The sequence below is a fragment of the Micromonospora sp. CA-248089 genome (assembly GCF_050948515.1).
GTDB lineage: Bacteria > Actinomycetota > Actinomycetes > Mycobacteriales > Micromonosporaceae > Micromonospora.
On the sequence record NZ_CP192016.1, the window covers coordinates 48,928 to 61,621 of the forward strand.

The 12,694-nt window shown below is 73.0% G+C and carries 9 protein-coding genes; 8 read left to right on the forward strand and 1 reads right to left on the reverse strand.

Going from position 1 to position 12,694, the window contains the following annotated elements:
- Positions 1-15: 15 nt before the first annotated feature.
- Positions 16-615, reverse strand: coding sequence for a TetR family transcriptional regulator (locus ACQP26_RS00265; RefSeq protein ID WP_433494631.1), 600 nt, complete (start codon positions 613-615; stop codon positions 16-18).
- A gap of 92 nt (positions 616-707) precedes the next feature.
- On the opposite strand from ACQP26_RS00265, the gene ACQP26_RS00270 reads away from it, so the two are divergent.
- The 8 genes from ACQP26_RS00270 to ACQP26_RS00305 all read left to right on the forward strand — a co-directional run bounded on the left by ACQP26_RS00270 (position 708) and on the right by ACQP26_RS00305 (position 12,694).
- Positions 708-1,847, forward strand: coding sequence for an FAD-dependent oxidoreductase (locus ACQP26_RS00270; RefSeq protein ID WP_433494632.1), 1,140 nt, complete (start codon positions 708-710; stop codon positions 1,845-1,847).
- Positions 1,848-2,011: 164 nt separating this feature from the next.
- The gene (locus ACQP26_RS00275; protein WP_269703249.1) at positions 2,012-3,805 is read left to right on the forward strand and encodes an HSP90 family protein; all 1,794 of its coding nucleotides are present in this window, start codon (positions 2,012-2,014) and stop codon (positions 3,803-3,805) included.
- A complete protein-coding gene (locus ACQP26_RS00280; RefSeq protein ID WP_433494633.1) occupies positions 3,798-6,641 on the forward strand; it encodes a hypothetical protein in 2,844 nt (947 codons plus the stop codon). The genes ACQP26_RS00275 and ACQP26_RS00280 overlap by 8 nt, the downstream gene beginning before the upstream one ends.
- Positions 6,642-6,712: 71 nt before the next feature.
- Positions 6,713-7,327 carry a TetR/AcrR family transcriptional regulator gene (locus ACQP26_RS00285; RefSeq protein WP_120572441.1) on the forward strand — a complete coding sequence of 205 codons (615 nt, stop codon included), beginning with the start codon at positions 6,713-6,715 and terminating at the stop codon, positions 7,325-7,327.
- A 77-nt stretch (positions 7,328-7,404) separates the two neighbouring features.
- Entirely contained in the window at positions 7,405-8,742 is a 1,338-nt protein-coding gene (locus ACQP26_RS00290) for an acetyl-CoA carboxylase biotin carboxylase subunit (RefSeq protein WP_281579937.1), read from the forward strand.
- A 25-nt stretch (positions 8,743-8,767) separates the two neighbouring features.
- A complete protein-coding gene (locus ACQP26_RS00295; RefSeq protein WP_433494634.1) occupies positions 8,768-9,688 on the forward strand; it encodes a hydroxymethylglutaryl-CoA lyase in 921 nt (306 codons plus the stop codon).
- A 206-nt stretch (positions 9,689-9,894) separates the two neighbouring features.
- Complete coding sequence (locus ACQP26_RS00300; RefSeq protein WP_269703242.1) at positions 9,895-11,427, forward strand: acyl-CoA carboxylase subunit beta; 1,533 nt, start codon at positions 9,895-9,897, stop codon at positions 11,425-11,427.
- Between the two features lie 118 nt (positions 11,428-11,545).
- Entirely contained in the window at positions 11,546-12,694 is a 1,149-nt protein-coding gene (locus tag ACQP26_RS00305; protein ID WP_269703241.1) for an acyl-CoA dehydrogenase family protein, read from the forward strand.

Sequence of the window (12,694 nt, forward strand, 5' to 3'; positions counted from 1 at the left end):
CCGGCTCCTCCTCCGTCACCGGCCAGACGCGCGGGACGGGGGTAAAGGTTGGGTCAGGTAGCGCTGAATCGTCGGGCCGACCCAGGCGGCCAGTTCCTCCGGGTCGAGGTCCACCACTGGTGGCAGCCGGACGACGTACCGGGTGAGCGCGAGGCCGAGGATCTGGCTGGCCACCAGACCGGCCCGGCGGTCGGCGGTTGCCGGGTCGGCACCGGACCGGGCCACCGCGGTGGCGAGCTGGCCGGCGAAGATCCCGCGCATCCGTTCGGCCGCGCCGGGGTTGGTGGCGGCGGCCCGGAGCAGGGCGACGAGTGTCCCGTCCGCCTCCCAGCGACGGACGAAGTGCCGGGTCAGTGTCTCGCCGAGCCGGTCCGGCGGCACCTCGGCCAGGTCGGGCAGGCGCAGGTCGAACTCGGCCGCCGCGGCGAACAGACCCTCCTTGCTGCCGTAGTAGCGCATGACCATCGAGGGGTCGATGCTGGCGTCGGCGGCGATGGCCCGGATGGTGGCCCGGTCGTAGCCGTCGGCGGCGAAGCGTTCCTGGGCGGCGCGCAGGATGGCCGCCCGGGTGGCGTCCGAGCGACGGGTGCGGGTGGCGGGTTCGGTCACGTCCACGACTGTAGGCCAACACGTGTTGACATCGGCTCTACAGTGAAGTCAACAAGCGTTGGCAAACAGTTGTTGACCGGAGCTCGGAGGTGGAAGCGATGCTGCCCGAATGCACCGACGTCCTCGTGGTGGGAGCCGGGCCGACCGGCCTGGCGGTGGCGGTGACACTGGCCGGGCACGGGATCGCCGCGACGGTTGTCGACCGGCTCGCCGAGCCACCCGTCACGTCGCGCGCCGCCGTCGTGCACGCCGGCACCCTCGAGGTGCTCGACCGGATCGGGATCGCCGAACCGCTGGCCGCCCGCGGGCTGCACTCGGCCCGGTTCAGCGTCCGCGACCGGGACCGGGTGCTGGTCACCGTCCCCTTCGACAGGTTGCCGTCGCGCTACCCGTACGCGCTGCTGATCTCGCAGGCCGACACCGAGGCGGTGCTCACCGACCGGCTCGCCGCGCTCGGCGGGCGCGTGCTGCGGCCGTACGAGATGACCGGGCTGGACCTCGACGGCGACGGCGCCGTCGCGCGCTTCGACGGCGGCCGCGCGGTCCGGGCGCGCTGGGTCGTCGGCGCGGACGGGATGCACAGCCGGGTCCGCGAACTCGCCGGCATCGGATTCGGCGGCCCGGCCGACCCCGGGGAGTCCTTCCTGCTGGCCGACGTCCGCGTGGACAGCACGCTCCCGCGCGACCAGGTGAGCCTCTTCCTCTCCCGGCGCGGCCCGCTGGTCTGGGCGCCGCTGCCCGACGGCACGGTCCGGCTGGTGGCCACCGTGGATGATGCGCCGCGCGATCCGCAGGCGCACCACTTCCAGGCGCTGCTCGACGAGCGCGGTCCGGCGCGCCGGCCGGACCGGGTGACAGGCATGGCGTGGTCGTCCCGGTTCCGGATCCACCACCGGATCGCGAGCACCTACCGTCGCGGGCCGGTGCTGCTCGCCGGGGACGCCGCGCACGTGCACAGCCCGGCCGGCGGGCAGGGGATGAACCTCGGCCTGCGGGACGCGGTCGCCCTCGGCGACGCGCTCGCCGCCGGAGGGCAGGCCCTCGACGGGTACGCGGCCGACCACCGCCCCCGCGCCGAGGAGGTGCTCGGCTTCGCCGCCGGCCTGACCCGTCTGGCCGCCGCCCCACCTTCCGCGCGCCCCCTGCGCAACGTGCTGCTCCGCCTGGTCTCCACCCTCCCCCCGGCCCGGCACCGCATCGCCACCCGCCTCGCGGGCTTCGAGCCACCACCCCGCTGATCTTGCAGTTGCGGCCCTCGGCGGGTCCACTTTGTACGCGTTCGCCTGGGCGGAAGGTGCAAGATCGGCGGGGAGGTGGGCGGGAGGGGGAGGGATGAAACGGGACGGACACTGTCGGCGCTGACCGGTACGGTGAGCGCCGAAAATCCGAACCGGGAGCGCGATTGGACCGCACCTTCCAGGTGGACCTCCGTGGCGTGGTCGACCTGCTCAGTCATCACCTCTACGGCAGTCCGCGGGTCTACGTGCGCGAGCTGCTGCAAAACGCCGTCGACGCGATCACCGCGCGCCGGTCCACCGAGCCGAACGCCCCGGCCCGGGTCCGCATCGAGCCGCCCGAGCTGACCGGCGACGGGACGCTGCGCGTGTACGACACCGGTATCGGCCTGACCGAGTCGCAGGTGCACGAGCTGCTCGCCACCATCGGCCGCAGCTCCAAGCGCGACGAGCTGGGCTTCTCCCGGCACGAGTTCCTCGGCCAGTTCGGCATCGGCCTGCTCTCCTGCTTCCTGGTCGCGGACGAGATCCGGGTGGTCACCCGGCACGCCGACGAGCCCACAGTGCTCTGGACGGGCTGGTCCGACGGGCGGTACGCGGTGCGGCTCGCCGACCCGGAACAGACCCGCGACGAGCCGGGCACCACAGTGACGCTGGTGCCCCGGCGCGACGCCGACCAGTGGCTCGGCGTACCCACCGTCACCGAACTGGCCCGCCTCTACGGCAGCCTGCTGCCGGTCGACGTCCGGGTCGGTGACACGCCGACCACCAGTGGCCCGCCGCCGTGGCCGACCACACCCGGGGCACCTGTCGACCGGGCCGCGCTCCAGCGGTACGCGCAGGAGCTGCTCGGCTTCGCCCCGTTCGACGTGGTGCCGCTGTCGGTGCCCGAGGCCGGCCTCACCGGGGTGGCGTTCATCCTGCCCGCCGCGGTGAACCCGGCCGCCCGGGCCGGGCACCGGGTCTACCTCAAGCGGATGCTGCTCAGCGAGCACGCCGACGGGCTGCTGCCGGAGTGGGCCTTCTTCGCCCACTGCGTGATCGACGCCAGCGAGCTGCGGCCCACCGCCAGCCGCGAGGCGCTCTACGAGGACACGCTGCTCACCTCCGTCCGGGACGCGCTCGGCGACCAGATCCGCGGGTGGCTGGTCCGGCTCGCCAAGCACGACCCGCGCCGGCTCGGCGAGTTCCTCCAGGTGCACCACCTCGGGGTCAAGGCGCTCGCGATCCACGACGACGAGATGCTGCGGCTGGTCGACCAGTGGTGGCCGATGGACACCAACGTCGGCACGATGACGCTCGCCGAGTTCCGGCAGCGGCACGGCGTGCTCCGGTACGCCGCCAGCCTGGACGAGTTCCGCCAGCTCGCCGCCGTGGCCGCCGCGCAGGACCTGGCAGTCGTCAACGGCGGCTACACGTACGACACCGAGCTGATCGAGCGACTGCCCGCAGTGGACCGCTCGGTGCTGATCGAGCGGCTGGAGCCGAGCGACCTGACCACCCGGTTCGAGATCCTCGACCCGGCGACCGAGCTGGCCCTGCGGCCGTTCCTCACCGCCGCGCAGCGGGCCCTGGAACGGCTCGGCTGCGAGGTCGTGATCCGCGCGTACGACCCGGTTTCGCTGCCGGCGCTCTACCTGGTGTCCCGCTCGGCCGCGTTCCACGACCAGCTCGCCGCCAGCCGGGACCGGGCCGACGAGCTGTGGGGCGGGGTGCTCGACGCGCTCGCCGCCTCCGCCCCGCCGGACCGCCCGCAACTGGTGCTCAACCACCGCAACCCGCTGGTCCGCCGGGTCACCACGCTCGCCGACCCGGAACTGGTCGGGCTGGCCGTCGAGGCGCTCTACGGGCAGGCCCTGCTGCTCGGGCACCACCCGATCCGGGCGGCCGACGCCGCACTGCTGAACAGTTCCTTCCTCGGCCTGCTCGGCCGGGCCGTACCGGGAGAGATCCGTGACTGACGACGACCTCTGGCGGATGCACCACGAGATCGAATCCATGCCGTACGGGCCGGGGCAGATCGCCGCGCTGGAACAGCTGCTGCGGCGCGCCGACGCGGGCGACGACCGGCACCTCGCCTTCGCCGCCCGGGTCACCGGCACCACCGCGTACGTCTACGGCGGCGAACCGGCGAAGTCCTTCGTCACGTTCTCCTGGTGCCTCGCCGAGTACGACAAGGATCCGCAGCCCTACCACCAGCGCTACACGCACCAGCTGCTCTGGTTCTTCAAGTACATGGTCAACGCGATGGTGAAGTTCCCGGAGCTGCCGCTGGACCGGACGTACGCGGTGCTCGACGACATGGAGCGGCGCTACCGCGACTCCGGGCACTCGCTGCAGGCCGTCTACAAGCACCGCTACCTGGTGGCCGCGCACCTGGGCGACGACGAGGCGGCGGAGCAGTGGTACCGCAAGTGGATGACCACGCCCCGGGACGCGCTGTCCGACTGCGCCGGGTGTGACCCGACCACGCAGGTCGCGCACCTGGCGCGGCACGGCCGGCACGAGGAGGCGGTGGCGCTGGCCGAGCCGGTGCTCGCCGGGCGGCTGACCTGTAGCGAGCAGCCGCAGGGGATCCTCACCGCGCTGCTCACGCCCTACCGCGAGACCGGCCGGACCGACGCGGCGCGGGACGCGCACCGGGAGGCGTACCGGCGGGTGCGCGGGCACCTCGCCGACCTGTGGGACATCGGCGAGCACGTCGAGTTCTGCACGGTGACCGGCAACGAGGCCCGCGCGCTGGAACTGGTCGAGCGGCACCTGGACTGGCTGGACCGGGCGCCCACCCCGGCCGCCGCGATGCACTTCGCGGCCGCCGCCTCGGCCGCGCTGCGTCAGGTGCCGGCCGAGTTGACAGTGCACCGCCGCGCCTCCGGCGAGCGACCGGCGGCCGACGTGTCGGTGGGCGTGCTCGCCGACGAGCTGGCCGGTACGGCGATCGCGCTGGCCGAGCGCTTCGACGCCCGCAACGGCACCACGCACCAGTCCGGCCTGATCGCCCGCAAGCTGGCGGCCGGGCCGGTCGGTGAGCACCTGCCGCTGTCGGCGAGCCTGCGCCGCCCGACGGTGCCCGCGCCGCGTACCGGGCCGGACGGCCCGGCGGCCACTCCGCAGCCGGTGACGGTGCCCGCCGACGCCGGTGCCGACGAGCTGCTCGCGTTGGCCGAGGAGTGCTGGCGCACCAACCGCCGGGACGGCCTGGTCGCCGCGTTGCACGCGTACGACGAGCGGTTCGGCGACGCCGACCTGCCCCCGACCACCCGGGCCTGGCGGCTGGAGCTGCGGGCCGGTGAGCTGTCCCAGGACGACGACAGCGTCCCGGCGGCGATCGAGGTGAACCGGGAGGCGCTGGCCGCGTGGCGGGAGGTGCCGGACCCGCTGCGTGCCCAGGTCGTGGCCGGCCGGCTCGGTGTGCTGCTCAGCATGGTCGAGGAGAGCGCCGACGAAGGGCTGACCCTGGCCCGGGAGTCGGCCGACTACCTGAGCGAGCACGGCGGACCGCGTGACCGGGCCGCCGGCTGGGACCGGCTCGCCCTGGCCCACGTGCACGGCGAGCGGTGGGCGGAGGCGCTCGACGCGCTGGACCGGGCCGAGGCGGAGGCCGTGGCCGATCCGTGGCTTGCGGGGCGGGTCGCGCTGCACCGCACGCACGTGCTGGAGCAGCTGGAGCGGGCCGAGGAGTTCCGGGAGGCGGCGGTGCGGTCCCGTCGGCTGGCGGGCGAGCTGGGCGACGCCGAGATGCTCACCGGCGCCTGCCTGGCGTACGCCCGGGCCACCGAAGACGCGGCCGACGCGGTGGCCGCCTGCGACGAGGCGCTGTCTGTCGCGCCGGCCGGCGCGTACCTGCCGCTGCGGGTGACCCGGGGCCGGGCGCTGATGGCCGCCGACCGGGCCGGTGAGGCGGTGGAGGATCTGGCCGAGGCGGTCACCCTCTGCGTCGAGCAGGGGCTGGAGGGCGACGCGCTGCTGCGCTGGGAGCTGGCCGACGCGTACCGGGTCGCCGGGCGGCTGGCGGAGGCCGCCGAGGTGGCCGAGGAGGCGGTGCTCGGGCTCGACCGGGCAGGCGCGCAGGCCGAGGCGGACCGCTGCCGGCACATGCTGTCCGGCATCTACGCGGGTCTCGGCGAGACGGATCTGGCGCTCGCGGTGCTCGACACGCTCGCCGACAATCTGGACGGGCCGGACAATCTCCCCCACCGCGCGCAGGTGCTGGAGGAGTCCGGCGGCCTGCTCTACGACGCCGACCGGGACGCCCTGGCCGCGCAGCGGTTCGCGGCGGCGGCGACCGCCTGGCGGCTGGCCGGCTTCCAGGTCGACGAGCTGCGGGCCCGCCGGCGGGAACTGCTCGCCCTGCACTGGTCCGGTGACCTGCCGGCCGCGGTCGCCGCGATCGAGCGGGTGGACGAGGCGGCGGCCGCGCTCCCGGCCGGGGCCGACGAGCGTCCCGTGGTGACGTACGAGCGGGCGATGGCCGACGACGCGGTGGCCCGGGTGCTGATCGGCGAGGACCGGCTCACCGCCGCGCTGGACCGGGTGGCCGGCGTACCGGAGCGCCTGCGGTCGATCGAGGCGTTCGGCGAGGCGGCGCAGGTCGAGGTGCTGACCGGCGAGTTGCTGCTGCGCGACGGGCGCCCGGAGCAGGCCGAAGGGCTGCTGCGCCCGGTCCTCGGCGGGCTGCCCAGCGGTTCCCGTCCGGCCACGCAGGCCGCCTGGCTGCTGGCCCGTGCGCTCGACGAGCAGGGCCGGGAGGCCGAGGCGGCGAAGATCCGCGCCGACCACGGCATCGAGGAGGACTGACGCGGCGGGCTGGGGCAACCGTTGGGTAACCGCGGCTGCCCCAGCGCGAACACGAGGTCTAGGCTGGCCCGGTGGCGGTGGAACAGCAGGCACGGGGGGCGGCGGGCGCGGCCCGGCGCCGGTCCCGGCGGGACGAGATCCTGGAGATCGCGGTCGGCCTCTTCGCGGCGCGCGGCTACCACGGTGTGTCGATGGACGACATCGGCGCGGCGGCCGGGGTCACCGGGCCGGCGCTCTACCACCACTTCGCCGGCAAGGAGGCGATGCTCGTCGCCGCGCTGATCCCGGTGAGCGAGGGGTTGCTCGCGGGCGGGCGGGAACGCGCCGCCGGTCACCCGGGCGATCCGCGTGCCGCGCTGGAGTCGCTGATCGACTTCCACGTCGACTTCGCGCTGGCCAACCCGGCCGTGATCGCGTTGCACCTGCACGAACTGGACCGCCTCCCGGACGAGCCGCGCCGCCGGATCCGCCGGCTCCAGCGGATGTATGTCGAGGAATGGGTCACCGTGCTGACCGCGCTGCACCCCGGCCTGCCCGACGGCGAGGCCCGGGTGCTCGCCCACGCGGCGTTCGGTCTGATGAACTCGACCCCGTTCCTCGGTGGCGAGGTGGATCGCCGGCGCCGGGCCGAACTGCTGCGCGGCGCGACTCTTGCGGCCCTGCTCGCGCCCACCGACCCGACCTGACACGCCGCGCGCACCTTAACGCGTGTTAAGAAGGGACCCCGGCTTCACGTCGAGAAGGGGTCACGTCCGTGCAGAAGATGATCGAATCGTTGTTGGTCGCGAATCGGGGGGAGATCGCGCGGCGGATCATCCGTACCGGTAGGCGGCTCGGGATCCGGACGATCGCGGTGCACTCGGAGGCCGACGGCGCGCTGCCGTTCGTGACCGAGGCCGACGAGGCGGTCTGTGTCGGCCCGGCGAACCCGGCGCAGAGCTACCGGAACGTCGAAGCGATCCTCGACGCCGCCCGGAGCACCGGGGCGCAGGCGATCCACCCCGGCTACGGCTTCCTGTCCGAGAACGCGGACTTCGCCCGTACCGTCGAAGGGGCCGGCCTGATCTGGGTCGGACCCGGCGCCGACGCGATCACCGCGATGGGCGACAAGATCAACGCCCGGAACCTGATGGCGGCCGCGGGCGTGCCGGTCGCGCCCGGCACCACCGAACCGGCGAGCGACCTGGACGCGGCGGTCGCGGCCGCCGCGGAGATCGGCTACCCGGTGATGGTCAAGGCCGCCGCCGGTGGCGGCGGCATGGGCATGGGCGTGGCCGCCGACGAGGCGGCGCTGCGCACCGAGTACGACAAGGTCCGCGCGTTCGCCGAGCGGATGTTCGGCGACGGCTCGGTGCTGATCGAGCGGTACTTCCCCCGGGTACGCCACGTCGAGGTGCAGATCCTCGGCCTGGCCGACGGCCGGGTGGTGGCGCTCGGCGAGCGGGAGTGCTCGGTGCAGCGGCGCAACCAGAAGCTGGTCGAGGAGTCGCCGTCCCCGGCGGTCTCGCCCGAGCTGCGCGAGCGCTTCCTGGCCGCCGCGGTACGCGCGGGCGAGGCGGTGAACTACCGCAACGCCGGCACCGTGGAATGTCTGCTCGACCCGTCCACGCAGGAGTTCTTCTTCCTGGAGATGAACACGCGGCTGCAGGTCGAGCATCCGGTCACCGAGTACGTCTACGGCGTCGACCTGGTCGAGGAGCAGCTGCGGGTGGCGGCCGGCCTGGCGCCGACGTTCGACCCGGACGCGCTGACCCCGCGCGGGCACGCCATCGAGCTGCGGATCAACGCCGAGGACCCGAAGCGTTTCCTGCCCGGCCCGGGCGCGATCACCACCTGGAACGAGCCGTCCGGCACCGGCGTACGCGTCGACTCCGGCTACGTCGCCGGCAACACCGTCACACCGTTCTACGACAGCCTGATGGCCAAGCTGATCCTCACCGGGGACACCCGCGAGGAGGCGGTCGGGCGGGCGCGGGCGGCGGTGGCCCAGTTCGAGATCGCCGGCCCCAAGTGCAACCTGCCGTTCTTCGCCGAGCTGCTGGAGAACCCGGAGTTCCTCTCCGGCGACTACGACACCGGCATCGTCTCCCGGATGCGCTGACCTTCGACCCAGTGAGGTGAATCTGATGGCGGAACTCCCGGACTCCGTGAGCATCCGTGAGGTCGGTCCACGGGACGGGCTCCAGAACGAGGAGCCCATCCCCACCGACGCCAAGGTGCGGCTGCTCGACGCGCTGTCCCGCACCGGGGTGCGGCGCATCGAGGCCGTCTCCTTCGTCCACCCGAAGGCGATCCCGCAGATGGCCGACGCAGACGAGGTGTGGCAGCGGGCGGAGAAGGTCGACGGGGTGCGCTATTCGGCCCTGGTGCCGAACACCCGTGGCGCGCAGCGGGCGCTCGCGGCGGGCTTCACCGAGATCGAGGTGGTGGTCTCGGCCAGCGACACGCACAACCGCCGCAACGTCAACCGCTCCACCGACGAGTCGCTCGACGACATCGCCGAGCTGATCGACCTGCTGCACGGCGCGGGCGCGACCGCCGAGGTGATCGTGGCGACCAGCTTCGGCTGCCCCTACGAGGGCGACGTGGACCCCCGCCGGGTGGCCGCGATCGTCGACCGGGTCGCCCGCGACGGCGCGGACCGCGTCGCCTTCGGCGACACCACAGGCATGGGTACGCCCCGGCGCGTCCGCGAACTGGTGACGGCGGTCCGGGACCGCAACGCCCACCTGCCGGTGCTGCTGCACTTCCACAACACCCGGGGTACCGCCCTGGCGAACATGCTCACCGCGATGGAACTGGGCGTCACCGAGTTCGACGCCAGCGTCGGCGGCCTCGGCGGCTGCCCGTACGCCCCGGGTGCCAGCGGCAACCTGGCCACCGAGGAGGCGGTGCACATGCTGCACGACATGGGCATCGACACCGGCATCGACCTGGACGCCCTGATCGCTGCCGCCGAGCTGGCCGAGTCCCTGGTGGGCAAGAAGCTCCCGTCCGGAGTCCTCCGGGCCGGGCCGCGCTCCCGCCTGACCCCCCTCCCGTCCTGACCCCCGTCCCTTGCCCGCCCCGTTGATCAAGGAGTTTGTGTCCTCCGGGCGCCCGAATGGGGACACGATCTCCTTGATCAACGAAATGAGCGGGGGTGAATGGAGTGCGGGGGTGCGGCGGGGTGCCGGAGGTGGTGCGGGTGGGGTAGCCTAACGATCGTTCAGGTCGGTGGCGCCCTGCGCGGGCGGTGGCAACGGGAGTCGGCGTGACGCTCGACGGTGAGGCACTGGAGCAGCTGCGCAAGCGCGCCCGCGCCGGTGGTGCGGACAAGTACCACGCGGCCAACGCGGCGAAGGGGAAGCTGTTCGCCCGCGAGCGGGTGGCGTACCTGGTCGACGAGGGCTCCTTCGTCGAGGACGGGCTCTACGCCAACGCCATGGCCGACGGGCTGCCCGCCGACGGCGTGGTCACCGGCACCGCGACCATCGACGGCCGCCAGGTCTGCCTGATGGCGAACGACTCCACGGTCAAGGCCGGCAGCTGGGGCGCGCGTACCGTCGAGAAGATCATCCGGATCATCGAGCGGGCGTACGCGACCGGCGTGCCGATGGTCTACCTGGTCGACTCGGCCGGCGCCCGGATCACCGACCAGGTCGACCTGTTCCCGGGCCGCCGCGGCGCAGGCAAGATCTTCTGGAACCAGGTCCGCGCCTCCGGCTCGATCCCGCAGGTCTGCGCGCTGTTCGGGCCGAGCGCGGCGGGTGGGGCGTACATCCCGGCGTTCTGCGACGTGGTCGCCATGGTGGACGGCAACGCCAGCATGTACCTCGGCTCCGACCGCATGGTCGAGATGGTCACCGGCGAGAAGACCACGCTGGAGGCGATGGGCGGCGCGAAGGTGCACTGCGCCGAGTCCGGCGTGGGTCACTTCCTCTGCAAGACCGAGAACGACGCGCTCGACGTGGTGCGGACCTACCTGTCCTACCTGCCGTCGAACTGGAAGCAGGACCCACCGGCCGCCGAGGCGGTGGCCGCGCCGGAGAAGGCCGACCTGGCCGCGCTGGTCCCGGCCAGCGAGCGGCAGGCGTTCGACATGCGCCGGTACGTCAAGGGTCTGCTCGACTCCGGCAGCTTCTTCGAGATCCAGGCGCTGTGGGCCAAGGAGCTGACCATCGGGTTCGGCCGGCTGAACGGCGAGGTCGTCGGCGTGGTCGGCAACAACTCGATGTTCAAGGGCGGCGTGCTCTTCGTCGACTCGGCCGACAAGGCGACCCGGTTCGTGCAGCTCTGCGACGCGTTCAACGTGCCGCTGCTGTTCCTCAGCGACGTACCCGGGTTCATGGTCGGCAGCGCGGTGGAAAGGCAGGGCATCATCCGGCACGGCGCCAAGATGATCACGGCGATCTCCGAGGCGACCGTACCCAAGATCTGTGTGGTGGTCCGCAAGGCGTACGGCGCCGGTCTCTACGCGATGGCCGGTCCCGGCTTCGAACCGGACGCCACGATCGCGCTGCCCACCGCGAAGATCGCGGTGATGGGCGCGGAGGCCGCCGTCAACGCGGTCTACGCCAACAAGATCGCCGCCATCTCCGACGAGGCCGAGCGGGCCGCGTTCGTGGCCGCGAAGCGCGAGGAGTACGAGCGCGACATCGACGTGGTGCGCCTCGCCAGCGAGCTGGTGGTGGACGCGATCGTCGAGCCGCACGAACTGCGCGCCGAGCTGGTACGCAGGTTCGCCGCCGCGCGCGGCAAGGAACGGCACTTCTCCCGGCGCCGGCACGGCGTCACCCCCGTCTGACCCGGTAAGGAAGGGCCCCCTCTTAACGCCTGGTGCATGTAAAGGGGCCCCTCCTAACGCTTCAGCCGCTCCCGGCGTCACGAGCGCCCGGCGGCCCGCCCTTTCCAGGAGGATCGACATGGACTTCCGGCTCGACGAGGAGCAGCAGGCGCTGCGGGAGAGCGTCCGGGAATTCGCCCGCGAGGTGGTCGCGCCCACCATCGCCGAGCACTACGAGCAGCACACCTTCCCGTACGAGATCGTCCGTCAGATGGGCAAGATGGGCCTGTTCGGGCTGCCCTTCGCGGAGGAGCACGGCGGCATGGGCGGCAACTACTTCGCGCTGTGCCTGGCGCTGGAGGAGCTGGCCCGGGTCGACTCCAGCGTGGCGATCACGCTGGAGGCGGCGGTGTCGCTCGGCGCGATGCCGATCTACCGCTTCGGCACCGAGGAGCAGAAGGCGCAGTGGCTGCCGAAGCTGCTCAGCGGTGAGGCGCTGGCCGGGTTCGGGCTCACCGAGCCGGGCACCGGGTCGGACGCGGGCGGCACCCGGACGCGCGCGGTCCTCGACGGCGACGAGTGGGTGATCAACGGCTCGAAGGCGTTCATCACCAACTCCGGCACCGACATCACCGCGCTGGTCACCGTCACCGCCGTCACCGGTACGCGGCCGGACGGCGGCAAGGAACTGTCCACGATCATCGTGCCGTCGGGTACGCCCGGCTTCACCGTCGCGCCCGGCTACTCGAAGGTCGGCTGGACCGCGTCGGACACGCACGAGCTGACGTTCGACGACTGCCGGGTGCCGGCGGCCAACCTGCTCGGCGAGCGCGGCCGGGGCTTCGCCCAGTTCCTGCGCATCCTGGACGAGGGCCGGATCGCCATCGCGGCGCTCGCCGTCGGCCTGGCGCAGGGCTGCGTGGACGAGTCGATCAAGTACGCCAAGGAGCGCCAGGCGTTCGGTCAGCCGATCGGCAACTACCAGGCCATCCAGTTCAAGATCGCGGACATGGAGATGAAGGCGCACACGGCCCGGCTGGCGTACTACGACGCGGCCGCGCGGATGCTCGCCGGTGAGCCGTTCAAGCGCCAGGCAGCGATCGCCAAGCTGCACGCCAGCACCGTCGCGGTGGACAACGCCCGGGAGGCGACGCAGATCCACGGCGGGTACGGCTTCATGAACGAGTACCCGGTGGCCCGCTTCTGGCGCGACTCCAAGATCCTCGAGATCGGCGAGGGCACCAGCGAGGTGCAGCGCATGATCATCGCACGCGACCTCGGCATGTGA

Excerpts from the sequence above, each read along its gene's own strand:
- ACQP26_RS00270 (WP_433494632.1), top strand. The coding sequence starts at position 708 with ATGCTGCCCGAATGCACCGACGTCCTCGTGGTGGGAGCCGGGCCGACC.
- ACQP26_RS00305 (WP_269703241.1), top strand. The coding sequence starts at position 11,546 with ATGGACTTCCGGCTCGACGAGGAGCAGCAGGCGCTGCGGGAGAGCGTC.
- ACQP26_RS00295 (WP_433494634.1), top strand. The coding sequence starts at position 8,768 with ATGGCGGAACTCCCGGACTCCGTGAGCATCCGTGAGGTCGGTCCACGG.
- ACQP26_RS00290 (WP_281579937.1), top strand. The coding sequence starts at position 7,405 with ATGATCGAATCGTTGTTGGTCGCGAATCGGGGGGAGATCGCGCGGCGG.